Genomic DNA, 24,205 nt, shown 5'->3' with positions numbered 1-24,205 from the left:
AACACTTCATCGTTAACAGAGGAAGACAAAGGCAAAGTTGAAGCAGAGATCAAGAAAGTTAATCCAAACGCTAAGACAGTAGTAGTATCAGAAAACGGAACAGCAACCGTAACGTTTAACGATGGAACAACCGCAACGTTAACACCAGATAAGACAGTAGTTGAAGCACAATCAAATGGATTAGTAGATCCAGCTAAGACACCAGTTAAGAACACTTCATCGTTAACAGAGGAAGACAAAGGCAAAGTTGAAGCAGAGATCAAGAAAGTTAATCCAAACGCTAAGACAGTAGTAGTATCAGAAAACGGAACAGCAACCGTAACGTTTAACGATGGAACAACCGCAACGTTAACACCAGATAAGACAGTAGTTGAAGCACAATCAAATGGATTAGTAGATCCAGCTAAGACACCAGTTAAGAACACTTCATCGTTAACAGAGGAAGACAAAGGCAAAGTTGAAGCAGAGATCAAGAAAGTTAATCCAAACGCTAAGACAGTAGTAGTATCAGAAACGGAACAGCAACCGTAACGTTTAACGATGGAACAACCGCAACGTTAACACCAGATAAGACAGTAGTTGAAGCACAATCAAATGGATTAGTAGATCCAGCTAAGACACCAGTTAAGAACACTTCATCGTTAACAGAGGAAGACAAAGGCAAAGTTGAAGCAGAGATCAAGAAAGTTAATCCAAACGCTAAGACAGTAGTAGTATCAGAAAACGGAACAGCAACCGTAACGTTTAACGATGGAACAACCGCAACGTTAACACCAGATAAGACAGTAGTTGAAGCACAATCAAATGGATTAGTAGATCCAGCTAAGACACCAGTTAAGAACACTTCATCGTTAACAGAGGAAGACAAAGGCAAAGTTGAAGCAGAGATCAAGAAAGTTAATCCAAACGCTAAGACAGTAGTAGTATCAGAAAACGGAACAGCAACCGTAACGTTTAACGATGGAACAACCGCAACGTTAACACCAGATAAGACAGTAGTTGAAGACTTCACCCCAGTGAAACCAACTGAAAAAGTTCCAGTCAAAGACAAAGCCCACTTAACTTCAGAAGAGAAGAAACAAGTGGCAGATAAAGTCAAAGATAAGAACCCAGGTAAGGAAGTAACAGTAGGAGACGACGGCACAGCAACAGTGACAGATCCAACAACAGGAATCAGTCATACAATTCCAGGAACAGACTTAGTGAACCAAGACTTCGAACCAGTGAAACCAGATGAAAAAGTTCCAGTCAAAGACAAAGCCCACTTAACTCCAGAAGAGAAAAAACAAGTGGCAGACAAAGTCAAAGATAAGAACCCAGGTAAGGAAGTAACGGTAGGAGATGACGGCACCGCAACAGTTACCGATCCAACAACAGGAATCAGTCATACCATTCCAGGAACAGACCTAGTGAACCAAGACTTCGAACCAGTGAAACCAACCGAAAAAGTTCCAGTGAAAGACAAAGCGCACTTAACTCCAGAAGAGAAAAAACAAGTGGCAGACAAAGTCAAAGCGAAGAACCCAGGTAAGGAAGTAACAGTAGGAGACGACGGCACAGCGACAGTGACAGATCCAACAACAGGAATCAGTCACACAATTCCAGGAAGCGACTTAGTGAACCAAGACTTTGAACCAGTGAAACCAACCGAAAAAGTTCCAGTCAAAGACAAATCCCACTTAACTCCAGAAGAGAAAAAACAAGTGGTAGACAAAGTCAAAGCGAAGAACCCAGGTAAGGAAGTAACAGTAGGAGACGACGGCACAGCGACAGTGACCGATCCAACGACCGGCATCAGTCATGTGATTCCAGGAACCGAGCTAATAACAATTGTGCCACCTATAGTTGAAGTACCAGAATACACAGAAGGGATAGGGACAACAGGTGACGGTCAACAAAGCCCAACTACACCATCTGACGATACGAATCCTAGACCAGATACTGCTACCCCTGCTGAGGTACCAGCTACTCAGCCGACTGAACAACCAAGTCAAACAGTTGAAGTACCTGCTCAATTGCCGAATGAAGTGTCAGAAACTAATCCATCAGTTTCTCAACCACAAGCAGTATTGCCAAATACGGGTACACAAGAAGACCGTGCTACCGGTGCATTAGGAGCTCTCTCTCTTCTTGGAGCATTTGGTTTGCTATTTGCTAAAAAGAAGAAAGACGATGAAGAAGAAACACGAAATAATTAAGATGAGTCATTAAATTGAACTGAAAACAGTTAGTGTTAATTCTTGAAGGAAGTAACGGATAGAAAGAGCTTTAAAAGCTACTTTCTATCCGCCTTTCTTTAGAATAAATGTAAGCGCTTTAAACAATGCGTAAAGGAGAAGGTTTGATATGGTTGAATATAGATTAAGAGATATTTTGAGTGAAATAGACAGACCAAATTGGTATTGGAATTATAGTCTTGAACGTGATAATAGGAGGACTACAGGACGTGTTAATGTGAGATATTACAATGGTGCCTTATTGATAAACTGGGATGTACATAGCCTTAGAGTGCGATTTGGAGATAATCCTCCATTAAGTTTTAGTGATACAATAGTTGTGGATTTCGAAAATGATATGATTATTATCAGGGATAGCGGTTGGGAAATTTATTTAGATACAACATCATAGGATTTATTAGTTAACATTTCCGAGCTGATACACTAAAAGTAAAAGAGATTTTGAAAGGGAGACACTGTAAGTATGAAAAATAATTATGATGATTATTTAAACTTAATGTTTGATAAATCCATAATTGTAGATTTAAAAGGAAAAAATCAAGAAGAGAATCCTAGTTTAGAAAATGTTGATGAATTAACTGATTATCTTATAAATTATGTGAAAAGGCATTATACTATCTATGAATACTATGTTTCTCCAAATATCTCCAATTTTTATAGTAAGCATAGAAAGTTTACAAGATTCATTCTTATATGTCTTTCTTTGTTTGATTCTGAAAGTAATATCAATACTCTTTTAAAAAAATATAAATTTAATAAAGATTCGATATGGGAAATCGAACATATTATTCCTCAAAATCAGTACTTCAATAAATTTAATAAAAAAAATTCTAAGTTGAAAAATAGAATCGGTAATCTGACTTTGTTAACAGAAGAAACAAATCGAAAGATTAGTAATGGATCATTTGCTAAAAAGAAGAAAAGTTTAACTTGTGAGGAAAAATATTTAAAAATTAATGATATATTTAAAATAGATAAAGTGCATATTTCAAAAAAAGATATATGTGAGCGCGAGAAGGAAATAAATAAATCTATATATGATATCTTTATAAAAGATAGAGGAAAATTATTGCAAGATAAATTACATGAATTTATAGATTCCCAAGGATAGAATAGGTGTTAATTGGTATTAAATTGCCTATAGATTTTAACTTTTATTTTTCTTATCTTTTATAAAATCCATATCTTTCATATAATCTAATGAGGTTTTACCTTTGCAGATTGTATAGAGTCAATGAAGAGGGGGGTTCCCTCTTTTTAATCTACTGTTTCCTCTAAAATAAGTGCATAGGATGAAAGCGAACAATGCTAGGATTTTGTTAAACGGAATTCTAAGTATTGTTCGCTTTTGTGGTATAATAATTATTATGCAGAAAAAACCAACGTCAGCCTATGTGCATATCCCATTTTGTACCCAGATTTGTTATTATTGTGACTTTTCAAAGGTTTTCATCAAGAATCAGCCAGTAGATAGCTATTTGGAGCATCTGTTAGAAGAGTTTCGTTCTTATGATATTCAAAAGTTGAGAACCCTCTACATCGGTGGTGGGACACCAACAGCCCTATCAGCTCCGCAACTGGAGGTATTATTGGATGGATTGACTAAAAACTTAGACTTGTCTGCCTTGGAAGAGTTGACCATTGAAGCCAATCCGGGCGATTTGGATGCGGATAAGATAGCCGTTTTGAAAAACTCGGCTGTCAATCGTGTTTCACTAGGTGTGCAGACCTTTGACGACAAGATGCTGAAAAAAATTGGGCGCAGTCATTTGGAGAAGGATATTTATGAAAATATCGACCGCTTGAAACTGGCTGGTTTTGACAATATCTCTATCGACTTGATTTATGCACTGCCTGGTCAGACCATGGAGCAGGTCAAGGAAAATGTGGCTAAGGCCATTGGACTGGATATTCCCCATATGAGTTTGTATAGCTTGATTTTGGAAAATCATACGGTCTTTATGAACCGTATGCGACGAGGGAAATTGCCTCTGCCTAAAGAGGAACTGGAAGCGGAGATGTTTGAGTATATCATCGCAGAGCTGGAGCGAGCAGGTTTTGAGCATTATGAGATTTCTAATTTCTCCAAACCCGGTTTTGAAAGTCGTCACAATCTCATGTACTGGGACAATGCTGAATACTATGGCATCGGTGCTGGGGCATCCGGCTATGTCAACGGAGTGCGCTATAAAAACCATGGTCCCATTCGTCATTATCTCAGTGCAGTTGAGGAAGGCAATGCTCGTATTACAGAAGAGCACCTGAGTCAAAAAGAGCAGATGGAAGAAGAAATGTTCCTGGGGCTTCGCAAGAAATCAGGGGTATCTATGGCGCGATTTGAGGAAAAATTTGGACGGTCTTTTGATGGGCTCTATGGAGAAATTGTCAGAGATTTGGTTCAACAAGGTCTCATGCAAATAGACGGTGATCGCGTGCGCATGACAAAAAGAGGTCTCTTTTTAGGAGACACCGTAGCAGAACGATTTATTTTGGAGTAGAATGATGGGCTTAACTTATCAAATGAACATGAAAATTCCTTTTGATATGGCTGATATGAACGGTCATATCAAGCTTCCAGATGTGATTTTGCTATCCCTGCAAGTTTCAGGGATGCAGTCGATTGAATTAGGAGTTAGTGATAAGGCCATTTTGGAAGACTATAATCTGGTCTGGATTATCACAGACTATGATATTGAGGTGGTTCGTTTGCCTCGTTTTGCGGAAGAAATTACCATCGAAACGGAAGCCCTGAGCTACAATCGACTCTTTTGCTACCGTCGCTTTACCATTTATGATGAAGCGGGGCAGGAGCTTATCCATATGATGGCGACCTTTGTTCTCATGGACCGAGACAGTCGAAAAGTCCATGCTGTCGAACCTGAGATTGTGGCTCCGTATCAGTCTGATTTTGATAAAAAACTTATCCGCGGCCCAAAGTATGAGTCATTGAACGAACCAGTCAGCAAGGATTACCATGTCCGTTTTTACGATTTGGATATGAATGGTCATGTCAATAACAGTAAATACTTGGACTGGATTTTTGAAGTCATGGGAGCTGACTTTTTGACCCAGTATATTCCCAAGAAAATCAACCTCAAGTATGTCAAGGAAGTTCGACCAGGTGGGGTGATTACATCGGCTGTTGAACGGACTGGACTGGAAAGCAAGCATGAGATCACAAGCGACGGAGCTACCAATGCCCAAGCAATCATCACTTGGCAAGAAATAAAAAAGGATTAGGGATAAATAGATGAAATATAAAGGCTATTTAATTGATTTAGACGGAACCATTTATAAGGGGAAAGACAGAATCCCAGCAGGAGAGGCTTTTGTCCATGAATTGCAAAAGCGGGACATTCCTTATCTTTTTGTGACCAACAATACAACCCGTACTCCTGAGAGTGTTCAGGAGATGTTGGCTCAGAATTTTAATATCGATACGCCCCTATCGACTGTCTACACAGCGACTTTGGCAACCATCGACTATATGAATGACTTGGGACTGGAAAAGACCGTCTATGTCATCGGAGAAGCAGGGCTCAAGGAAGCCATCAAGGCGGCTGGTTATGTGGAAGATAAGGAAAATCCTGCCTATGTGGTAGTAGGCCTGGACTGGCAAGTAGACTATGAAAAATTTGCCACAGCAACTCTAGCTATTCAAAAGGGTGCCTACTTTATCGGAACCAACCCTGACCTCAACATCCCGACAGAGCGTGGTCTTTTGCCTGGTGCTGGTTCACTGATTACCCTTCTTGAAGTGGCAACACGAGTGAAGCCTGTTTATATCGGGAAACCAAATGCCATCATTATGGATAAGGCGGTTGAGCACTTAGGTTTGCAACGTGAAGAATTAATCATGGTTGGGGACAATTACTTGACTGATATTCGAGCAGGGATTGACAATGGCATTCCAACGCTCTTGGTGACGACAGGTTTTACCAAGGCAGAAGAAGTGGCAGACCTACCAATCGCACCGACTCATGTGGTTTCTAGCCTTGCGGAGTGGAACTTTGATGAAAACTAAACTGACCTTTTGGGGCTCTATGCTCTTTCTCCTCTCCCTCTCAATCCTTCTGACTATTTATCTGGCTTGGATTTTTTATCCGCTGGAAATTCAGTGGCTGAACTTAACGAATCGAGTTTATCTAAAACCAGAAACCATTCAATACAATTTTCATATCTTGATGGATTACCTGACCAATCCTTTTAGTCAGGTTCTAGAGATGCCAGATTTTCGTTCGTCAGCAGCTGGTCTGCACCATTTCGCAGTGGTCAAGAATTTCTTTCACTTGGTTCAGCTAGTAGCTCTAGTGACACTGCCAAGTTTCTATTTTTTTGTCAAAGGGATTGTGAAAAAGGGCTTCTTGTCTCTATTTAGTAAAGGGCTTCTGGCTCTAGTGGTCTTGCCTTTACTGATTGGACTTGGGGGAGTTTTGATTGGTTTTGACCAATTCTTTACTCTTTTCCATCAAATTCTCTTTGTGGGAGATGATACTTGGCTCTTTGATCCAGCCAAGGATCCTGTTATTCTGATTTTGCCAGAGACCTTTTTCCTCCATGCCTTCCTCCTCTTTTTCGCCCTCTATGAAAGCTTCTTTGGCTATCTGTATCTGAAAAGTCGTAGGAAGTGAATTGAAAGCTGTTTTTAATTTGTATATATAAAAATGCATGTGATTTAAAGCTATCGTTAAGAATGAATTAATCAAATCCAATTGTGTCAATCGTTCGCAAACAGTCTATTTTTCTTGAAAAAATAGGCTTTTTTTCTAAAAATCCCTAGTCAAGCGCTTTATTTTTTTGTATAATAGAAGTAGCAAAGTATAGATAAGAAGAGAAAAGCATGATTACACTATTTCTATCACCGAGCTGTACATCATGTCGTAAGGCGAAGGCCTGGTTAGAAAAACATAAGGTTCCCTTTGTAGAACACAATATTATGACCAGTCCTTTAACAAGAAAAGAATTGCAACACATCCTTTCCTTGACCGAAAATGGTACTGATGACATCATTTCAACTCGTTCAAAAATTTTTCAAAAATTAGATATTGATGTAGAAAGTATTTCGGTATCGGAATTGCTTCATTTGATTGAGCAGTACCCTAGTCTTTTGCGTCGTCCAATTATTATCGATGCCAAACGTATGCAAATCGGTTTTAATGAAGATGAGATTCGTGCTTTTCTCCCTCGTAGTTACCGTAAGCAAGAACTAAAAGAAGCAAGAATGAGAGCTGGTATTAGTTAATGAACAAACAGTATAGTTACCCACTAGATTTGTCGTGGAGCACTGAAGAACTTGCTTCAGTGCTTTCTTTTTTTAATGATGTTGAAGCTGCATATGAAGGCAAGGTAGAGGCTAAAAAGCTGCTGGATTCCTATAAGGGTTTCAAGTCTGTCGTGCCAAGTAAGAGCGAAGAGAAACGTTTGGGACGAGAATTTGAAACGGTGAGTGGCTATTCGCTTTACCGAGCAGTTCAGGCTGCCAAGGAAAAAGGGGAAGGAAAGATTTCTCTTGGAAAGTAAATTTGAATTTGCTAAAGAGCTTGTTAAGAAGGTGGGTCAGTATATTCTTGACCACATGCAGGAAGACTTGTGCGTTGAGACCAAGTCCTCTCCAACAGATTTAGTGACCAGACTGGACAAGGAAGTTCAGGAGCTCTTGGTTGGTGAGATTTTGTCCCGTTATCCTGAGGATAAGATTTGCGCTGAAGAAGGTTGTCTGCGAGCCTCGGTTCAAGAGGGCAAGGTTTGGGTCATTGATCCCATTGATGGTACCAATAACTTTGTCGCCCAGCAGGAAGATTTTGCTGTTATGGTGGCTTATTTTGAAAATGGTCAGGGACAGTTTGGTTTGATTTATGATGTGGTCAAAGGGGATTGTTACCACGGTGGTGGTAAGTTTCCAGTCTGTCGAAATGATAAGCCCCTAGCTCCCTTTAAAGCAAAACCGCTTGGAGCTTTTCTCATTGCAGGGAATAGTGGTATGTTGGAAACCAACGAATGGGGGCTGGCTGATTTGGGTCGAGCGGTCCTCGGTGTACGTGTCTATGGGAGTGCGGCCATTAGTTTTGCCAAGATTTTGTCAGGGCATTTATTGACCTATGTCACCTATCTGCAACCATGGGATTATGCTGCGGCTAGTATTTTAGGGGAAAGTCTGGGCTATCGGGTGGTAACCCTATCTGGTCAACCGCTTGATTTTCAAACCAGACAACCGGTCATGATGGTGCCTCTTGAGATGCTGGAGGAAATTCAGTCCTATATTTACGAAAGGAAAAGAACTTAAATGCAATTTCCAGAAGGATTTGTTGAAAAATATGAAGAGATACTAGGAGATGAGGCAAGAGATTTTCTTGCCTCTTTTGAGGAGGAAGCGGTTTCGGCCTTTCGGGTCAATCCTTTAAAAGAAGCGCCAGTTTCCTTTCCTGATGCCATTCCGCAAACCCCTTGGGGACATTATGGGAAGGTTTCAGGGAAATCGCCTGAGCATGCTACTGGTTTAGTTTATTCGCAAGAACCCGCTGCTCAGATGGTGGCTCAGGTAGCCAAGCCCAGTCCTGGGATGAAGGTCTTGGATTTGGCCGCTGCTCCAGGTGGTAAATCAACTCAGCTAGCAGCCTATCTAGCAGGGGAGGGTCTTCTCGTTTCCAATGAAATTTCAAGCAAACGGGCCAAGATTTTAGTAGAAAACATGGAGCGCTTTGGAGCGACAAATGTCGTGGTGACCAATGAATCTGCTGACCGCTTGGCCAAGGTTTTTAAGGGCTATTTTGACCTCATTGTCCTTGATGCCCCTTGCTCAGGGGAAGGGATGTTCCGTAAGCAACCAGATGCTATGGACTATTGGAGCTTAGATTATCCGAGTCAATGTGCAAGTTTGCAAAGAGAAATTCTGGAAGATGCAGTAACCATGCTAGCTGAAGGTGGTCGCTTGGTTTATTCAACCTGTACCTGGGCTCCCGAGGAAAACGAGGAGATTGTCAATTGGCTACTGGAAGAGTATGATTTTGACTTGCTGCCAGTTGAACATATCAATGGAATGGTAGCTGGTATTGACCTGCCAGAAACGGCTCGGATGTATCCTCATCATTTTAAGGGAGAGGGGCAATTTGTAGCCCATTTGCAATTTAAAGGTGAACATCCCGCCCCTAAATTTAAGGCAAGTAAGAGCAATCTCAGTCGTGAACAAGTTATCTTGTGGCAGGAATTTGCCCAAAAACATTTGAAGGTCAATCTACCGGGTATCTTGCAGACTTTTGGAGACCAGCTTTATCTCTTGCCAGAACTCTTGCCAGATTTAGGAAAACTCAAGATTGCTCGGAATGGTCTGCATTTGGGTACTTTTAAGAAGAAACGCTTTGAACCCAGTTTCGCTCTTGGTCTAGCCTTGAAACCGAGTCAGGTCAAGCAGTCAGTTGAAATTGACCAAGAAGCGTTTGTAAAGTATGTGGCTGGAGAAACCGTTCAGCTGGCGGAAAGTATGCCAAATGGTTGGTACCAAGTTTTGGTTCAAGGCAATGGTTTGGGCTTTGCTAAGGTGACTGGAAATGTTTTGAAAAATTATTTTCCTAAAGGCCTCAGATTCAAGTGAAAATGCTAGTCAAAGTAGCTTGTCTATGTTATAGTGGAAGTATGGATTTTTTTCAAATTGTCTTTCATTTTAAGTCAAAATTGGTGGAAAGGTAACTAAGCAAATTTCTAGTTAAACCAAGCTAATACTCTTCGAAAATCTCTTCAAACCGCGTCAACGTCGCCTTGCCGTACTCAAGTACAGCCTGCGGCTAGTTTCCTAGTTTGCTCTTTGATTTTCATTGAGTATAAGAACTTTAGTTGGCTCCCAATTATCAAAAGAAAAACATAAATAAATAGTTGAAAAAATTCACAGCATTCACCATTATTTTCAAGGAGAAAAACAGTGAAAAAAAGGAAAAAACTCGCTCTATCCCTTGCAGCTCTTTTGCTGGCAGGTTCTTTGGCGGGATGTGCTAGCTGGATTGATCGTGGGGAATCCATGACAGCTGTTGGCTCAACGGCTCTTCAGCCCTTGGTCGAAGCAGCAGCAGATGAATTTGGCTCTATGCACGTTGGAAAAACAGTCAACGTCCAAGGTGGAGGATCTGGTACAGGTTTGTCTCAGGTTCAGTCTGGAGCCGTTGATGTAGGAAATTCAGACGTATTTGCCGAGGAAAAAGACGGTATCAATGCATCCGCTCTAGTGGACCATAAGGTTGCTGTAGCGGGCTTGGCAGTGATTGTGAACAAGGAAGTTGATGTTGAAAATCTGACAACTGAACAACTCCGTAGCATCTTCACAGGCCAAGTAACCAACTGGAAAGAGGTTGGTGGGAAAGACCTAGCCATTTCCATTATCAACCGCGCGGCAAGTTCTGGTTCGCGTGCAACCTTTGATAGTGTTATCATGGATGGTCAATCTGCCGTGCAGAGTCAAGAACAGGATTCAAATGGGATGGTCAAAAACATTGTTTCCCAGACACCAGGAGCCATTTCTTACCTAGCTTTTGCCTATGTGGATGACTCGGTTAAACGCATGAAATTGAACGGCTATGAGTCGATTGCAGAAAATGTTACAAGCAATAACTGGCCTTTGTGGTCTTATGAACACATGTACACCCTAGGTCAACCAAATGAATTGGTAGCAGAATTTCTCAACTTTGTCCTCTCAGATGAAGCGCAAAGTGGAATCGTTAAGGGAATGGGCTATATTTCTGTCAAGGAAATGAAAGTTGAAAAAGATGCTGTAGGAACGGTGACAGCACTAGAAGGGAGTCAATAATGAATCAAGAAGAATTAGCTAAAAAATTACTTTCTCCCTCAAAGAACTCTCGTTTAGAGAAACTTGGAAAAGGCTTGACCTTTGCCTGTCTGTCTTTGATTGTCATTATTGTGGCTATGATTTTGATCTTCGTAGCCCAAAAAGGTTTGTCGACCTTCTTTATCAATGGGGTCAATATCTTTGATTTCCTATTTGGCCAAACTTGGAATCCTTCAGGTAAACAATTTGGTGCCCTTCCTATGATTTTGGGTTCCTTTATTGTCACAATCCTATCAGCCCTTATCGCAACTCCTTTTGCCATTGGAGCAGCTGTCTTTATGACCGAAGTCTCACCAAAAGGTGCTAGAATCTTGCAACCAGCCATTGAATTGCTGGTCGGGATTCCTTCAGTCGTATATGGATTTATTGGTTTGCAGGTTGTAGTTCCTTTTGTCCGCAGTGTCTTTGGTGGAACTGGTTTTGGGATCTTGTCAGGGATTTTCGTTCTCTTTGTCATGATTTTACCGACGGTAACCTTTATGACAACCGATAGTTTGCGTGCGGTGCCTCGTCACTACCGCGAAGCTAGTTTGGCTATGGGGGCTACTCGTTGGCAAACCATCTGGCGCGTGACCTTGAAGGCGGCGCGTTCAGGGATTTTTACAGCAGTGGTCTTTGGGATGGCGCGTGCCTTTGGTGAGGCCTTGGCCATTCAGATGGTCGTCGGAAACTCAGCCGTTGTCCCAACTTCATTGACAACACCTGCTGCAACCTTGACCTCTGTCTTGACCATGGGTATCGGAAATACCGTTATGGGAACTGTTGACAATAACGTTCTCTGGTCACTAGCCTTAGTCTTGCTTTTGATGAGTTTGGCCTTCAACAGTGTGATTAAATTGATTACGAAAGAAAGAGGAAAGAAAAACTATGCACGCTAAGAAATTAGATAAAATTGCAACAGCTGTCCTCTACTCGATTGCAGGAATTATTGTTGCCATCTTGGCATCCTTGATTCTTTATATCTTGGTTCGTGGTTTGCCCCACATCTCTTGGTCTTTCTTGACTGGCAAATCATCTTCTTACCAAGCAGGCGGAGGGATTGGAATTCAGCTCTATAATTCCTTCTTCCTTCTGGTTATTACCTTGATTATTTCTGTGCCCTTGTCTATGGGAGCTGGGATTTTCCTAGCTGAATATGCTAAAAAAGGTCCTGTGACCAATTTTGTCAGAACCTGTATTGAAATCTTGTCTTCACTCCCATCTGTGGTTGTAGGTCTCTTTGGTTACTTGATCTTTGTAGTTCAGTTTGAGTATGGATTTTCAATCATTTCAGGTGCCTTGGCCTTGACAGTCTTTAACTTACCTCAGATGACTCGTAATGTTGAAGACAGCTTGAAACACGTTCACCATACGCAACGTGAGGCTGGTCTGGCCCTTGGGATTTCTCGTTGGGAGACAGTGGTTCATGTGGTCATTCCAGAAGCTCTTCCAGGTATTGTGACTGGGGTCGTCTTAGCTTCTGGTCGTATCTTTGGTGAGGCTGCGGCTCTTATCTATACAGCAGGACAATCCGCTCCAGCCCTTGACTGGTCTAACTGGAATATTCTCAGTGTGACCAGTCCAATCTCTATCTTCCGTCAAGCAGAAACCTTGGCTGTCCATATCTGGAAAGTCAATAGTGAAGGTACTATTCCAGATGGAACTATCGTATCAGCAGGTTCTGCGGCCGTGCTCCTTATCTTTATCCTCATTTTTAACTTTGGAGCCCGTAAACTCGGAAGCTACCTACATAAGAAATTAACCGCTGCCTAAAGGAGAAGCCATGTCAAAATATAATTGGGATGAAAAGCATATCATCACCTTTCCTGAAGAGAAAGTGGCCCTCTCAACTAAGGATTTACATGTTTACTACGGTAAAAATGAATCTATTAAGGGCATCGATATGCAATTTGAAAAGAATAAAATTACTGCCTTAATTGGCCCTTCTGGTTCAGGAAAATCAACCTACCTCCGCAGTCTCAACCGTATGAATGATACCATTGATATTGCCAAGGTCACAGGTCAAATCCTCTACCAAGGGATTGATGTCAACCGTCCAGAAATCAACGTCTATGAGATGCGTAAGCATATCGGAATGGTCTTCCAACGCCCAAATCCCTTTGCCAAGTCTATCTACCGTAACATCACTTTTGCCCATGAACGTGCAGGAGTTAAGGACAAGCAAGTCTTGGATGAAATTGTGGAAACCTCTCTCCGTCAGGCTGCCCTTTGGGACCAGGTCAAGGACGATTTACACAAGTCTGCCTTGACCCTATCAGGTGGTCAGCAGCAACGTCTCTGTATCGCTCGTGCTATCTCTGTTAAACCAGATATCCTCTTGATGGATGAACCTGCGTCAGCCTTGGATCCGATTGCGACAGCCCAGCTGGAAGAAACGATGTTGGAATTGAAGAAGGACTTTACCATCATCATCGTGACCCACAGTATGCAGCAGGCTGCGCGTGCTAGTGACTACACAGGATTTTTCTACTTGGGCGACTTGATTGAGTACGATAAGACCTCTAATATTTTCCAAAATGCCAAACTACAGTCAACCAATGACTACGTAACAGGACACTTTGGATAGAAAGGAAACAGTATGACAGAAGCGATTTTACAGGTGTCAGACCTGTCCGTTTACTACAATCAAAAGAAGGCCTTGAATAGTGTTTCCCTATCTTTCCAACCTAAGGAAATTACAGCTTTGATCGGTCCATCTGGATCAGGGAAGTCAACCCTCCTCAAGGCTATCAACCGCATGGGGGATCTTAATCCAGAGGTGACCACAACTGGTTCAGTAGTTTATAATGGTCACAACATCTACAGCCCGCGTACAGATACAGTTGAATTGCGGAAGGAAATCGGCATGGTTTTCCAACAACCAAACCCTTTTCCTATGTCTATCTACGAAAATGTTGTTTACGGGCTTCGTATCAATGGAGTGAAGGATAAGCAGATTCTGGATGAAGCGGTAGAAAAAGCCTTGCAACGAGCTTCTATCTGGGATGAGGTCAAGGACCGCCTGCATGATTCAGCTATCGGGCTTTCAGGTGGACAACAACAACGTGTTTGTGTTGCCCGGGTCTTGGCAACCAGCCCTAAAATCATTCTCTTGGATGAACCGACTTCAGCCTTGGACCCTATCTCTGCTGGGAAGATTGAGGAAACCTTGTATGGTCTAAAAGATAAATACACCATGCTCTTGGTTACACGTTCTATGCAACAAGCCTCTCGTATCTCTGACAAGACAGGATTTTTCCTTGATGGAGATTTGATTGAGTTTAACGATACCAAGAAGATGTTCCTCAACCCACAACACAAGGAAACAGAAGATTATATTTCAGGAAAATTTGGATAAGGAGATAAATGATGTTACGTTCTCAATTTGAAGAAGATTTAGAGAAATTGCACAACCAGTTCTATGCTATGGGACAAGAAGTGCTATCCCAAATCAATCGGACAGTGCGTGCCTTTGTTACGCATGACCGTGATTTGGCCAAGGAAGTCATCGAAGATGATGCAGAAGTAAACGAATACGAAGTGAAATTGGAGAAGAAATCATTTGAAATGATTGCCCTCCAACAACCGGTTTCTCAGGACTTGCGTACAGTCCTAACCGTCTTGAAGGCTGTATCTGACTTGGAGCGTATGGGGGACCATGCCGTTTCCATTGCCAAGGCGGCAATTCGTATGAAAGGGGAGCAACGTATCCCAGCTGTTGAAGAAGAAATTAAGAGAATGGGTCGCGATGTCAAGAACTTCGTTGAAGCAGCCCTTGAACTCTATCTCAATGGTTCAGTAGATCAGGCCTATGAAGTAGCAGCCATGGATGAAAAAATCAACCATTATTTTGATAGCATTCGTGACTTGGCTACAGAAGAAATCAAGAAAAATCCTGATGCCATTGTTACAGGTCGTGATTATTTCCAAGTGATTGCCTTCTTGGAACGCATTGGAGACTATGCCAAAAATATCTGTGAATGGGTTGTTTACTTTGAAACAGGTAAGATTGTCGAACTATAAAATAGATTCATTCTGTATAAAAAGGAGCTTGAAATCAACTGATAGCTCCTTTTCTTGAATGAAAAAAATATTTTTAAGATAAAAATTCAAAAAATACTTGACAAGCATCTTGAATAGCGTTATAATTATACAAAATTAACAGAGAGGTTGTTTATTTATGAAATCAAAAAAATGGATATTTGTTTTATGTAGTTTTCTTGCAAGCTTCTTCTTAGTGGCTTGCCAGTCGGGCTCTAACGGTTCTCAGTCAGCTGTTGAGACCATTAAGCAAAAGGGAAAATTAGTTGTGGCGACCAGTCCTGACTATGCACCCTTTGAATTCCAATCCTTGGTTGACGGAAAAAACCAGGTAGTCGGTGCGGATATTGATATGGCGCAAGCTATCGCTGATGAACTTGGAGTTCAGTTGGAAATCTCAAGCATGAGTTTTGACAATGTCTTGACCAGTCTTCAAACTGGTAAGGCTGACCTAGCAGTTGCGGGAATTAGCGCTACTGACGAGAGAAAAGAAGTCTTTGATTTTTCAATTCCTTACTATGAAAACAAGATTAGTTTCTTGGTTCGTAAGGCTGATGTAGAAAAATACAAGGATCTAACTAGTCTAGAAAGTGCCAATATTGCAGCCCAAAAAGGGACTGTTCCAGAAGCTATGGTCAAGGAACAATTGCCGAAAGCTCAATTGACTTCCCTAACCAATATGGGTGAAGCAGTCAATGAATTGCAGGCTGGAAAAGTAGATGCTGTTCACATGGATGAGCCTGTTGCGCTTAGCTATGCTGCTAAAAACGCCGACTTAGCTGTCGCAACTGTCAGCTTGAAGATGAAGGACGGCGAAGCCAATGCAGTTGCCCTTAGAAAAAATAGTGCTGATTTGAAAGAAGTGGTGGACAAGGTCATTCAAAAACTCAAGGATGAAGGAACTTACCAAAGTTATCTTGAAAAAGCAGCCAGCCTAACAGAAGTTGAACAATAAGAAAAAAGCAGAGTTGGAAGTCAGTCCAATTCTGCTTTTAAATAGTTTAAAACATTTTCCAAATTTTCTAGGGGCACCTTGGCAAATTGATAAGGGCAGGCATCCAAGTATGCCTCTTCAAAGAAATCCAAGCCCAGTTGGCTGTGCTTGAGACTGGCAATTTTAGGGTATCGTCTGAGATCAAGCAATAAACTATCATGTAGAGGGAAATGAGGAAGGGGGCAAGGAGTGTTAGCTAATCTTTCCTCGAGTTGTTTTTGGTAGTCTTCCTGATTGGACAATCGAGCTAGACGATTTTTCTCAAACAGTTGACTGTCAATATAGAGTGAAAGGGCCTTCTGCATGATGAGATTGCTGTCGTAGTCTAGGATATTTTTGTAGGCCACAAAGGCATCTTTGATAGCATTTGGCAGAATGAGTGCTGTTATCCGCAGGGCTGGAAAGAGGCTGGTTGAGAAGGACTTGATGTAAATGACCCGCTCCTCTGTATCCAGATAGTGGAAGGTCTGGCCCTTCTTGGAGTCCAAATCCCCCAAATAGTCGTCCTCTACGATATAGACACCATACTTGGCAGCTAAGTCAAGAATAGCCCGTTTGTCCTGCTCTGAATAGGAATGCCCCAGAGGATAGTGAAAACGAGGAATGGTGTAGAAAAACTTAATTTTTCCTGTTTTGAAGTGGCCTTCCAGCTCTTCCAAGTCAATCCCATCAATGCCTCGTTCAATCGTTTGATAGTCCAGACCTTGAGCAATCAAGAGACGATTCATCCGATGGTAGGTTGGCTGTTCCACCAAGATTTCCTTGGCTTGGCTAGGGAAGGAAATTTGAGAGAGGATAAATAAGGCTTGTTGGGTTCCAGAAGTCAGTACCAGTTGATCAGCCTTGCAGTAGAGAGCTTGATCAAAGAGGAGTTTATGAATGGATTGTCTTAAGTCTTCTAATCCTTCTTGGTTGTCATAGTAGTTGAAGAGGTAGTTTTCTCGGCCAATCAAGGTTTCATTGATACAGAGTCGGAAATCGTCATAGGCACTGGCATGTTCATCAGTGACTTCGATTTCTAGATCCTGGTGTTGCCCTTGTTCTAGGACATAATAACCACTCTGGGGCTTGGCATAGAGGTATTGTTCGTGCCGTAATTCCAACAGGGCTCGTTGGACAGTATCCTTGCTACAGTGAAAGTCAAGGCTCAGTTGACGGATAGAAGGTAGGCGACTACCCGTCGGAAATCGTCCAGACTCGATACTATTTTTCAGATAAGCTACGACCTCTTGGTACTTGCTTTGTTTCTTCATTCCAGACCTCCCTTGATTTTGTTACATTGTACCCTTTTTTTTCCTTCTTGGCAATGTCTAGAGTGTTTCTCTCGTTCACATCTAGGGGCAAATGTGGTATACTTAGGAGTAACATTTATAGAATAACAGATAAGAAAGTGAATGGATAAGAACGTGCAGGAACCAGTGAAATTATTTCAATACAATACCCTTGGAGCCTTGATGGCAGGCCTTTATGGTGGTACCATGACAGTAGGAGAATTGCTAGAGCATGGTGACCTTGGTTTGGGAACCTTGGATTCCATTGATGGAGAATTGATTGTCTTGGATGGCAAGGCTTATCAGGCCAAAGGTTCAGGAGAGCAACCAGAAATTGTAGAAGTGTCACCAGATGCCCTTATTCCTTACGCAGCAGTGGTACCGCATCAGGCAGAGGTTATTTTCCGCCAGCGCTTTGAGATGACAGATAAGGAATTGGAAGAACGAATCGAGTCATATTATGACGGGGAAAATCTTTTCCGTTCGATTAAGATTCGCGGGGAATTTTCGCATATGCATGTGCGCATGATTCCCAAGTCGACCCCAGATACTAAGTTTGCTGAGGTTGCGACCCATCAGCCTGAATATAGTCGCGACAATGTGGCAGGGACTATCGTTGGTTTCTGGACCCCAGAAATTTTCCATGGGGTTAGTGTAGCAGGCTACCATTTGCACTTCATCTCAGATGATTTGACTTTTGGTGGACATGTCATGGACTTTGTCATCAAGGAAGGCATTATTGAGGTGGGAGCAGTTGACCAGTTGGACCAACGTTTCCCAGTCCAAGATCGTCAATACTTGTTTGCCAAGTTCAATGTTGATGAGATGAAAAAAGATATTGAAAAGGCAGAATAGGAGAAGAAAATGACCATTCATATTATCATTACCACGGTGCTTTTGCTAGCTTTCTTGCTAGGAAGCATTTGGTATGCCAAAAAGAAATACCAGATCAATCTAGCTGTCTTGGGCTTGGGGGCTGTTGCCTTCTTTGTCTCTTCACAGATTTTAGAAAAACTGGTGCATATCTTGGTTTTGCACCCTCAAAAAGACGGCAGTATTGCCCTCTTGCAAGATCATCCGCTTGTCTATATCATCTATGGCCTAGCCATGGCAGCATTTTTTGAGGAAACTGCTCGTCTTATTTTCTTCAAATGGTTGGAGAAAAAGAGAAGTTTGGAAAAGGCAGATGCCTTGGCCTATGGACTGGGGCATGGTGGCTTGGAATTGATTTTCCTCGGTATCACCAGTTTGATCAATCTCTACATCGTGCTTTCAGCAGTTCAAACTCAGGATCCACAGGTTATGAAATTACTGTCTGAAAATATGTTGAAAACTATTCAGTCACTATCTGTCTGGCAGATTTATTTGCTTGGTTTTGAACGGATTTTGGCTTTAGGATTCCAATTGCTGTTGACAGTTTGGGTTTACCAAGCTGTTCGCCAGAAGAAATGGACTTATCTCCTAGCGGCCTATGGCCTACATGCCTTCTTTGACTTGGCACCATCTCTAGTCCAAGTTGGCTGGTTGACCAATCCAGTCTTGGTGGAAGTTGTCCTAGCACTTGAGCTCGTTCTGGTTGCCTATGGAACCAAGGCAATCTTTTGCAAGAAATCATAAGAAAAGAGGGGGAAACCTCTTTTTCTTATGCAAAATCCAAACAAGGTTTTTTTATGGTCGTCAAATGGTCTTAAAAATGGTATAATGGGATGAATTTTGTAAAAGGAAGAGTGACATGTCTGTAAGAGAAAAAATGCTTGAAATCTTAGAAGGAATTGATATCCGTTTTAAGGAACCCTTGCATAGCTATAGTTATACAAAAGTAGGTGGAGAGGCTGATTATCTGGTCTTCCCACGAAATCGTTTTGAGTTGGCGCGCGTTGTGAAATTTGCCAATCAAGAAAATATCCCTTGGATGGTTCTTGGAAATGCCAGCAACATCATCGTTCGTGATGGAGGAATTCGTGGATTTGTCATCTTGTGTGACAAGCTCAATAATGTTTCCGTTGATGGCTATACCATCGAAGCTGAAGCAGGGGCTAACTTGATTGAAACAACTCGCATTGCCCTTCGTCATAGCTTGACTGGTTTTGAGTTTGCTTGTGGCATTCCAGGGAGCGTCGGTGGAGCTGTTTTCATGAATGCAGGTGCCTATGGTGGCGAGATTGCCCACATCTTGCAGTCTTGTAAGGTCTTGACCAAAGATGGAGAAATCGAGACTCTGTCTGCTAAGGATCTGGCTTTTGGTTACCGCCATTCAGCCATTCAGGAGTCTGGTGCAATTGTCTTGTCAGCTAAATTTGCCCTAGCCCCAGGAACCCATCAGGTTATCAAGCAGGAAATGGACCGCTTGACGCACCTACGTGAACTCAAGCAACCTTTGGAATACCCATCTTGTGGCTCGGTCTTTAAGCGTCCAGTCGGGCATTTTGCAGGTCAATTAATTTCAGAAGCTGGTTTGAAAGGCTATCGTATCGGTGGTGTTGAAGTGTCTGAAAAGCACGCAGGATTTATGATCAATGTCGCAGATGGAACGGCCAAAGACTACGAAGACTTGATTGAGTCTGTGATTGAAAAAGTCAAGGAACACTCTGGCGTTACTCTTGAGAGAGAAGTCCGTATTTTAGGTGAAAGCAAGTAGGAAGCTGTAGTTGAGAAGCTGCTGCTATATCATGGAAAGGGGGTGAAAGCCTATCGTTAGTGCAGAAGAATGTAGGCAGTTTAATCTCCTACACGAGGTAGTGGCGGCCTGACAGAGCCCTGATCTGTTAATCTATGAAAAAGAAGGAATAAATGACAATTGAAAAAACCAATTATTGAATTCAAAAACGTCTCTAAAGTTTTTGAAGACAGCAACACCAAGGTTCTCAAAGATATCAACTTTGAGTTGGAAGAAGGGAAGTTCTATACTCTTCTAGGCGCGTCTGGTTCAGGGAAATCAACTATCCTTAACATCATTGCAGGTTTACTGGATGCGACGACAGGAGATATTTTGCTGGATGGTGTCCGTATCAATGACATCCCAACCAACAAGCGAGACGTCCATACGGTCTTCCAATCCTATGCCTTGTTTCCACATATGAATGTGTTTGAAAATGTTGCCTTTCCACTCCGCTTGCGTAAAATTGACAAGAAAGAAATCGAGAAACGCGTAGCGGAAGTTCTCAAGATGGTTCAGTTGGAAGGTTATGAAAAACGTTCCATTCGTAAACTCTCTGGAGGACAACGTCAGCGTGTGGCTATTGCCCGTGCCATCATCAACCAACCCCGTGTGGTTTTGTTGGACGAGCCTCTGTCAGCGCTGGACTTGAAATTAAGAACAGACATGCAGTACGAACTGCGTGAACTGCAACAACGATTGGGCATTACCTTTGTCTTTGTTACTCACGATCAGGAAGAAGCCCTTGCCATGAGTGACTGGATTTTTGTTATGAATGATGGGGAAATCGTTCAGTCTGGAACACCTGTGGACATCTACGATGAGCCAATCAATCACTTTGTTGCCACCTTTATCGGCGAGTCAAATATTTTGCCAGGTACCATGATTGAGGACTACTTGGTTGAGTTTAACGGCAAACGCTTCGAAGCAGTTGATGGGGGGATGAAGCCGAATGAACCTGTTGAGGTCGTGATTCGTCCAGAGGACTTGCGTATTACCCTTCCTGAAGAAGGCAAGCTCCAAGTTAAGGTCGATACCCAGCTCTTCCGTGGAGTTCACTATGAAATTATCGCCTATGACGAACTTGGAAATGAATGGATGATCCACTCGACTCGCAAGGCCATTGTGGGTGAGGAAATCGGTCTGGACTTTGAACCGGAAGACATCCATATCATGCGTCTCAACGAAACCGAAGAAGAGTTCGATGCTCGTATTGAGGAGTACGTAGAAATTGAAGAGCAAGAAGCAGGTCTGATCAATGCAATCGAGGAGGAAAGAGATGAAGAAAACAAGCTCTAAACTCTTTGTAGTGCCCTACATGCTCTGGATTGCCCTTTTTGTCCTAGCACCCTTGGTCTTGATTTTCGGTCAATCCTTTTTCAACATTGAAGGCCAGTTTAGCTTAGAAAACTATAAATCTTACTTTGCGTCACAAAACTTGACCTACCTTAAAATGAGTTTCAACTCTGTACTCTATGCAGGAATTGTGACTTTTGTGACCTTGCTTATCAGCTATCCAACAGCCCTCTTTTTGACTCGTCTCAAGCACCGTCAACTCTGGCTCATGCTGATTATTCTGCCAACTTGGATAAATTTGCTCCTTAAAGCCTATGCCTTTATCGGGATTTTTGGTCAAAATGGCTCTATTAACCAATTCTTGGAATTTATCGGAATCGGTTCACAGCAGTTGCTCTTTACCGATTTCTCCTTTATCTTTGTCGCAAGCTACATCGAGCTACCATTTATGATTTTGCCGATTTTCAATGTCTTGGACGATATGGATAACAATCTCATCAATGCCAGCTATGACCTAGGTGCGACCAAGTGGGAGACTTTCCGTCATGTCATCTTCCCTCTGTCTATGAACGGAGTGAGAAGTGGGGTCCAGTCTGTCTTTATCCCAAGTTTGAGTCTCTTCATGCTGACCCGTTTGATTGGTGGGAACCGCGTTATCACCTTGGGGACAGCCATTGAGCAGAACTTCCTGACCAATGACAACTACGGTATGGGTTCTACCATTGGTGTGATTCTCATCCTGACCATGTTCATCACCATGTGGGTGACCAAGGAAAGGAGAGAACGATGAAAAAATTTGCCAACCTTTATCTGGGACTGGTCTTTCTTGTCCTTTACCTGCCAATCTTTTACTTGATTGGCTACGCCTTTAATGCAGGAAACGATATGAATAGCTTTACAGGCTTTAGCTTGAGCCATTTTAAAACCATGTTTGGTGATGGTCGCCTTATGCTAATTGTGACTCAGACCTTTTTCTTGGCCTTCCTGTCAGCCTTGATTGCGACCATTATCGGGACTTTTGGTGCCATTTACATCTACCAGTCTCGTAAGAAATACCAAGAAGCCTTTCTATCACTCAATAATATCCTCATGGTTGCGCCTGACGTTATGATTGGTGCCAGCTTCTTGATTCTCTTTACCCAACTCAAGTTTTCACTTGGCTTTTTGACCGTTCTTTCTAGTCACGTGGCCTTCTCCATTCCTATCGTGGTCTTGATGGTCTTGCCTCGTCTCAAGGAAATGAACGGTGACATGATTCATGCAGCCTATGACCTTGGTGCTAGTCAATTTCAGATGTTCAAGGAAATCATGCTTCCTTACCTGACACCGTCTATCATTGCAGGTTATTTTATGGCCTTCACCTATTCGCTGGATGACTTTGCCGTGACCTTCTTTGTAACGGGAAATGGCTTTTCAACCCTGTCAGTCGAGATTTACTCTCGTGCTCGTAAGGGGATTTCGCTAGAAATCAATGCCCTGTCTGCCCTTGTCTTTCTTTTTAGTATTATCCTGGTGGTTGGATATTACTTTATCTCACGTGAGAAGGAGGAGCAAGCATGAAAAAACTCTATTCATTTTTAGCAGGAATTGTAGCCATTATCCTGGTCTTGTGGGGAATTGCGACGCATCTAGACAGTAAAATCAATAGCCGAGATAGTCAAAAATTGGTTATCTACAACTGGGGAGACTATATCGATCCAGAACTCTTGGAGCATTTCACTGAAGAAACAGGAATCCAAGTCCAGTACGAGACCTTTGACTCCAACGAAGCCATGTATACCAAAATCAAGCAGGGTGGAACGACCTACGATATTGCCATTCCTAGTGAATACATGATTAACAAGATGAAGGATGAAGACCTCTTGGTACCGCTTGATTATTCAAAACTTGAAGGTCTTGAAAATATCGGACCAGAGTTCCTCAACCAGTCCTTTGACCCAGGTAATAAATTCTCTATCCCTTACTTCTGGGGAACATTAGGAATTGTCTACAATGAAACCATGGTCGATGAAGCGCCTGAACATTGGGATGACCTTTGGAAGCCAGAGTATAAGAACTCTATCATGCTTTTTGATGGGGCGCGTGAGGTACTGGGACTGGGGCTTAACTCCCTCGGATACAGCCTCAACTCCAAGGATTCCCAGCAGTTGGAAGAGACAGTGGATAAGCTTTACAAGCTCACTCCAAATATCAAGGCTATCGTTGCGGACGAAATGAAGGGTTACATGATTCAGAATAACGCTGCAATCGGTGTGACCTTCTCTGGGGAAGCCAGCCAAATGCTAGAAAAAAATGAAAATCTACGCTATGTGGTACCGACAGAGGCCAGCAACCTTTGGTTTGATAATATGGTCATTCCAAAAACAGTCAAAAACCAAGACGCAGCTTATGCCTTTATCAACTTTATGTTGAAACCCGAAAATGCTCTTAAAAATGCAGAGTATGTCGGCTATTCAACACCAAACCTACCAGCTAAGGAATTACTCCCAGAGGAGAAAAAAGAAGACAAAGCCTTCTATCCTGATGCTGAAACTATGAAACACCTAGAAGTTTATGAGAAATTTGACCATAAATGGACAGGAAAATATAGCGACCTCTTCCTACAGTTTAAAATGTATCGGAAGTAGAAGTTAGCAGTTACGAAACGAATCAGTCAAGCTGGTTCGTTTTTTAAGGCTCTTTGTCAACTGTAGTGGGTTGATGAAAAGCTAAGATCTAGAAAGGACGAAATTTGTCCTTTCTTTTTTGATGTTGAGAGCGATAAAAATCCGTTTTTTGAAGTTTTCAAAGTTCCGAAAACCAAAGGCATTTCGCTTGATAAGTTTAATGAGATTATTAGTCGCCTCCAATTTGGCGTTAGAATAGGGTAATTGAAGAGCGTTGACTATTTTCTCATTATCC

Annotated in this window: 28 protein-coding genes and 1 pseudogene; 27 read left to right on the top strand and 2 right to left on the bottom strand. The window is 42.1% G+C overall.

Annotated elements, in window-relative coordinates:
- From HMPREF9957_RS13275 to HMPREF9957_RS02835, 20 genes and pseudogenes are all read left to right on the top strand, one after another.
- A partial coding sequence (locus tag HMPREF9957_RS13275; RefSeq protein ID WP_025170678.1) for a MiiA motif-containing surface protein occupies positions 1-531 on the top strand: 531 nt, incomplete at its 5' end.
- Positions 507-962 (top strand): annotated as a pseudogene (locus HMPREF9957_RS13725) (MiiA motif-containing surface protein); the annotation flags it as partial. The gene HMPREF9957_RS13275 and the pseudogene HMPREF9957_RS13725, both read left to right, overlap by 25 nt.
- A gap of 54 nt (positions 963-1,016) precedes the next feature.
- Positions 1,017-2,198, top strand: coding sequence for an LPXTG cell wall anchor domain-containing protein (locus tag HMPREF9957_RS02915; RefSeq protein ID WP_000805072.1), 1,182 nt, complete (start codon positions 1,017-1,019; stop codon positions 2,196-2,198).
- A gap of 148 nt (positions 2,199-2,346) precedes the next feature.
- Complete coding sequence (locus HMPREF9957_RS0101980) at positions 2,347-2,628, top strand: hypothetical protein (RefSeq protein ID WP_000230663.1); 282 nt, start codon at positions 2,347-2,349, stop codon at positions 2,626-2,628.
- Between the two features lie 72 nt (positions 2,629-2,700).
- Entirely contained in the window at positions 2,701-3,348 is a 648-nt protein-coding gene (locus tag HMPREF9957_RS02910) for an HNH endonuclease family protein (RefSeq protein ID WP_000795081.1), read from the top strand.
- Between the two features lie 256 nt (positions 3,349-3,604).
- Positions 3,605-4,735, top strand: coding sequence for a radical SAM family heme chaperone HemW (hemW, locus tag HMPREF9957_RS02905; protein WP_001170083.1), 1,131 nt, complete (start codon positions 3,605-3,607; stop codon positions 4,733-4,735).
- Positions 4,736-4,739: 4 nt separating this feature from the next.
- Entirely contained in the window at positions 4,740-5,477 is a 738-nt protein-coding gene (locus HMPREF9957_RS02900; protein ID WP_004241889.1) for an acyl-[acyl-carrier-protein] thioesterase, read from the top strand.
- Positions 5,478-5,487: 10 nt separating this feature from the next.
- Entirely contained in the window at positions 5,488-6,261 is a 774-nt protein-coding gene (locus HMPREF9957_RS02895; protein WP_000875446.1) for a TIGR01457 family HAD-type hydrolase, read from the top strand.
- A complete protein-coding gene (locus HMPREF9957_RS02890) occupies positions 6,251-6,868 on the top strand; it encodes a TIGR01906 family membrane protein (protein WP_000850619.1) in 618 nt (205 codons plus the stop codon). The genes HMPREF9957_RS02895 and HMPREF9957_RS02890 overlap by 11 nt, the downstream gene beginning before the upstream one ends.
- A 209-nt stretch (positions 6,869-7,077) precedes the next feature.
- Positions 7,078-7,479, top strand: coding sequence for a Spx/MgsR family RNA polymerase-binding regulatory protein (locus tag HMPREF9957_RS02885; protein WP_000631257.1), 402 nt, complete (start codon positions 7,078-7,080; stop codon positions 7,477-7,479).
- On the top strand, positions 7,479-7,757 hold the full coding sequence (locus tag HMPREF9957_RS02880) for a UPF0223 family protein (RefSeq protein WP_001041979.1): 279 nt from the start codon (positions 7,479-7,481) through the stop codon (positions 7,755-7,757). Before HMPREF9957_RS02885 ends, HMPREF9957_RS02880 begins: the two co-directional genes overlap by 1 nt.
- On the top strand, positions 7,747-8,520 hold the full coding sequence (locus HMPREF9957_RS02875; protein WP_000444051.1) for an inositol monophosphatase family protein: 774 nt from the start codon (positions 7,747-7,749) through the stop codon (positions 8,518-8,520). The genes HMPREF9957_RS02880 and HMPREF9957_RS02875 overlap by 11 nt, the downstream gene beginning before the upstream one ends.
- Positions 8,521-9,825 carry an RsmF rRNA methyltransferase first C-terminal domain-containing protein gene (locus HMPREF9957_RS02870; protein ID WP_001160250.1) on the top strand — a complete coding sequence of 435 codons (1,305 nt, stop codon included), beginning with the start codon at positions 8,521-8,523 and terminating at the stop codon, positions 9,823-9,825. It begins immediately after the preceding gene.
- Between the two features lie 324 nt (positions 9,826-10,149).
- Positions 10,150-11,028 carry a phosphate ABC transporter substrate-binding protein PstS family protein gene (locus HMPREF9957_RS02865; RefSeq protein WP_000746330.1) on the top strand — a complete coding sequence of 293 codons (879 nt, stop codon included), beginning with the start codon at positions 10,150-10,152 and terminating at the stop codon, positions 11,026-11,028.
- Positions 11,028-11,945 carry a phosphate ABC transporter permease subunit PstC gene (gene pstC / locus HMPREF9957_RS02860; protein ID WP_001070901.1) on the top strand — a complete coding sequence of 306 codons (918 nt, stop codon included), beginning with the start codon at positions 11,028-11,030 and terminating at the stop codon, positions 11,943-11,945. Before HMPREF9957_RS02865 ends, pstC begins: the two co-directional genes overlap by 1 nt.
- The gene (gene pstA, locus HMPREF9957_RS02855; protein ID WP_000543046.1) at positions 11,935-12,819 is read left to right on the top strand and encodes a phosphate ABC transporter permease PstA; all 885 of its coding nucleotides are present in this window, start codon (positions 11,935-11,937) and stop codon (positions 12,817-12,819) included. The genes pstC and pstA overlap by 11 nt, the downstream gene beginning before the upstream one ends.
- 10 nt (positions 12,820-12,829) lie before the next feature.
- Positions 12,830-13,633: a phosphate ABC transporter ATP-binding protein PstB gene (gene pstB, locus HMPREF9957_RS02850; RefSeq protein ID WP_000049848.1), complete on the top strand. Its 804-nt coding sequence runs from the start codon at positions 12,830-12,832 to the stop codon at positions 13,631-13,633.
- Between the two features lie 12 nt (positions 13,634-13,645).
- A complete protein-coding gene (pstB, locus tag HMPREF9957_RS02845) occupies positions 13,646-14,404 on the top strand; it encodes a phosphate ABC transporter ATP-binding protein PstB (protein ID WP_000133482.1) in 759 nt (252 codons plus the stop codon).
- 11 nt (positions 14,405-14,415) lie between these two features.
- Positions 14,416-15,069 (top strand): phosphate signaling complex protein PhoU, encoded by a 654-nt coding sequence (gene phoU / locus HMPREF9957_RS02840; protein ID WP_000946458.1) that lies wholly within the window; start codon positions 14,416-14,418, stop codon positions 15,067-15,069.
- 157 nt (positions 15,070-15,226) lie between these two features.
- Positions 15,227-16,042 (top strand): ABC transporter substrate-binding protein, encoded by an 816-nt coding sequence (locus HMPREF9957_RS02835; protein WP_000837378.1) that lies wholly within the window; start codon positions 15,227-15,229, stop codon positions 16,040-16,042.
- 20 nt (positions 16,043-16,062) lie between these two features.
- Here HMPREF9957_RS02835 and HMPREF9957_RS02830 read toward each other — a convergent pair whose 3' ends face one another.
- Positions 16,063-17,334 carry an aminotransferase-like domain-containing protein gene (locus HMPREF9957_RS02830; protein WP_000744844.1) on the bottom strand — a complete coding sequence of 424 codons (1,272 nt, stop codon included), beginning with the start codon at positions 17,332-17,334 and terminating at the stop codon, positions 16,063-16,065.
- Between the two features lie 141 nt (positions 17,335-17,475).
- On the opposite strand from HMPREF9957_RS02830, the gene budA reads away from it, so the two are divergent.
- The 7 genes from budA to HMPREF9957_RS02795 all read left to right on the top strand — a co-directional run bounded on the left by budA (position 17,476) and on the right by HMPREF9957_RS02795 (position 23,931).
- Positions 17,476-18,207: an acetolactate decarboxylase gene (gene budA, locus HMPREF9957_RS02825; protein ID WP_000360314.1), complete on the top strand. Its 732-nt coding sequence runs from the start codon at positions 17,476-17,478 to the stop codon at positions 18,205-18,207.
- Between the two features lie 9 nt (positions 18,208-18,216).
- On the top strand, positions 18,217-18,969 hold the full coding sequence (locus HMPREF9957_RS02820; protein ID WP_000152245.1) for a YhfC family intramembrane metalloprotease: 753 nt from the start codon (positions 18,217-18,219) through the stop codon (positions 18,967-18,969).
- A gap of 115 nt (positions 18,970-19,084) precedes the next feature.
- The gene (murB, locus tag HMPREF9957_RS02815; protein WP_000116174.1) at positions 19,085-19,990 is read left to right on the top strand and encodes a UDP-N-acetylmuramate dehydrogenase; all 906 of its coding nucleotides are present in this window, start codon (positions 19,085-19,087) and stop codon (positions 19,988-19,990) included.
- A 159-nt stretch (positions 19,991-20,149) separates the two neighbouring features.
- The gene (locus tag HMPREF9957_RS02810; protein WP_000742895.1) at positions 20,150-21,307 is read left to right on the top strand and encodes an ABC transporter ATP-binding protein; all 1,158 of its coding nucleotides are present in this window, start codon (positions 20,150-20,152) and stop codon (positions 21,305-21,307) included.
- Entirely contained in the window at positions 21,288-22,094 is an 807-nt protein-coding gene (locus HMPREF9957_RS02805) for an ABC transporter permease (protein WP_000753801.1), read from the top strand. Before HMPREF9957_RS02810 ends, HMPREF9957_RS02805 begins: the two co-directional genes overlap by 20 nt.
- On the top strand, positions 22,091-22,864 hold the full coding sequence (locus HMPREF9957_RS02800) for an ABC transporter permease (RefSeq protein ID WP_000712740.1): 774 nt from the start codon (positions 22,091-22,093) through the stop codon (positions 22,862-22,864). Before HMPREF9957_RS02805 ends, HMPREF9957_RS02800 begins: the two co-directional genes overlap by 4 nt.
- The gene (locus tag HMPREF9957_RS02795) at positions 22,861-23,931 is read left to right on the top strand and encodes an ABC transporter substrate-binding protein (protein ID WP_000737948.1); all 1,071 of its coding nucleotides are present in this window, start codon (positions 22,861-22,863) and stop codon (positions 23,929-23,931) included. Before HMPREF9957_RS02800 ends, HMPREF9957_RS02795 begins: the two co-directional genes overlap by 4 nt.
- A gap of 81 nt (positions 23,932-24,012) precedes the next feature.
- Here HMPREF9957_RS02795 and HMPREF9957_RS0101975 read toward each other — a convergent pair.
- Positions 24,013-24,205 (bottom strand): transposase (locus HMPREF9957_RS0101975; protein ID WP_000112344.1); only part of this gene is annotated, 193 nt, incomplete at its 5' end.

It is taken from the genome of Streptococcus mitis SK1080, assembly GCF_000220085.1.
GTDB classification, from domain to species: domain Bacteria; phylum Bacillota; class Bacilli; order Lactobacillales; family Streptococcaceae; genus Streptococcus; species Streptococcus mitis_K.
Note: the sequence above shows the minus strand (reverse complement) of the source record. Positions and strands in the feature narration are given on the sequence as shown.

Excerpts from the sequence above, each read along its gene's own strand:
- pstB (WP_000049848.1), top strand. The coding sequence starts at position 12,830 with ATGTCAAAATATAATTGGGATGAAAAGCATATCATCACCTTTCCTGAA.
- HMPREF9957_RS02795 (WP_000737948.1), top strand. The coding sequence starts at position 22,861 with ATGAAAAAACTCTATTCATTTTTAGCAGGAATTGTAGCCATTATCCTG.
- HMPREF9957_RS02830 (WP_000744844.1), bottom strand. The coding sequence starts at position 17,334 with ATGAAGAAACAAAGCAAGTACCAAGAGGTCGTAGCTTATCTGAAAAAT.
- HMPREF9957_RS0101980 (WP_000230663.1), top strand. The coding sequence starts at position 2,347 with ATGGTTGAATATAGATTAAGAGATATTTTGAGTGAAATAGACAGACCA.
- HMPREF9957_RS02800 (WP_000712740.1), top strand. The coding sequence starts at position 22,091 with ATGAAAAAATTTGCCAACCTTTATCTGGGACTGGTCTTTCTTGTCCTT.
- HMPREF9957_RS02835 (WP_000837378.1), top strand. The coding sequence starts at position 15,227 with ATGAAATCAAAAAAATGGATATTTGTTTTATGTAGTTTTCTTGCAAGC.
- HMPREF9957_RS02820 (WP_000152245.1), top strand. The coding sequence starts at position 18,217 with ATGACCATTCATATTATCATTACCACGGTGCTTTTGCTAGCTTTCTTG.
- murB (WP_000116174.1), top strand. The coding sequence starts at position 19,085 with ATGTCTGTAAGAGAAAAAATGCTTGAAATCTTAGAAGGAATTGATATC.
- HMPREF9957_RS02890 (WP_000850619.1), top strand. The coding sequence starts at position 6,251 with ATGAAAACTAAACTGACCTTTTGGGGCTCTATGCTCTTTCTCCTCTCC.
- HMPREF9957_RS02870 (WP_001160250.1), top strand. The coding sequence starts at position 8,521 with ATGCAATTTCCAGAAGGATTTGTTGAAAAATATGAAGAGATACTAGGA.
- HMPREF9957_RS02910 (WP_000795081.1), top strand. The coding sequence starts at position 2,701 with ATGAAAAATAATTATGATGATTATTTAAACTTAATGTTTGATAAATCC.
- pstB (WP_000133482.1), top strand. The coding sequence starts at position 13,646 with ATGACAGAAGCGATTTTACAGGTGTCAGACCTGTCCGTTTACTACAAT.
- budA (WP_000360314.1), top strand. The coding sequence starts at position 17,476 with ATGGATAAGAACGTGCAGGAACCAGTGAAATTATTTCAATACAATACC.
- phoU (WP_000946458.1), top strand. The coding sequence starts at position 14,416 with ATGTTACGTTCTCAATTTGAAGAAGATTTAGAGAAATTGCACAACCAG.
- HMPREF9957_RS02900 (WP_004241889.1), top strand. The coding sequence starts at position 4,740 with ATGGGCTTAACTTATCAAATGAACATGAAAATTCCTTTTGATATGGCT.
- hemW (WP_001170083.1), top strand. The coding sequence starts at position 3,605 with ATGCAGAAAAAACCAACGTCAGCCTATGTGCATATCCCATTTTGTACC.
- pstC (WP_001070901.1), top strand. The coding sequence starts at position 11,028 with ATGAATCAAGAAGAATTAGCTAAAAAATTACTTTCTCCCTCAAAGAAC.
- HMPREF9957_RS02880 (WP_001041979.1), top strand. The coding sequence starts at position 7,479 with ATGAACAAACAGTATAGTTACCCACTAGATTTGTCGTGGAGCACTGAA.
- HMPREF9957_RS02895 (WP_000875446.1), top strand. The coding sequence starts at position 5,488 with ATGAAATATAAAGGCTATTTAATTGATTTAGACGGAACCATTTATAAG.
- pstA (WP_000543046.1), top strand. The coding sequence starts at position 11,935 with ATGCACGCTAAGAAATTAGATAAAATTGCAACAGCTGTCCTCTACTCG.
- HMPREF9957_RS02885 (WP_000631257.1), top strand. The coding sequence starts at position 7,078 with ATGATTACACTATTTCTATCACCGAGCTGTACATCATGTCGTAAGGCG.
- HMPREF9957_RS02805 (WP_000753801.1), top strand. The coding sequence starts at position 21,288 with ATGAAGAAAACAAGCTCTAAACTCTTTGTAGTGCCCTACATGCTCTGG.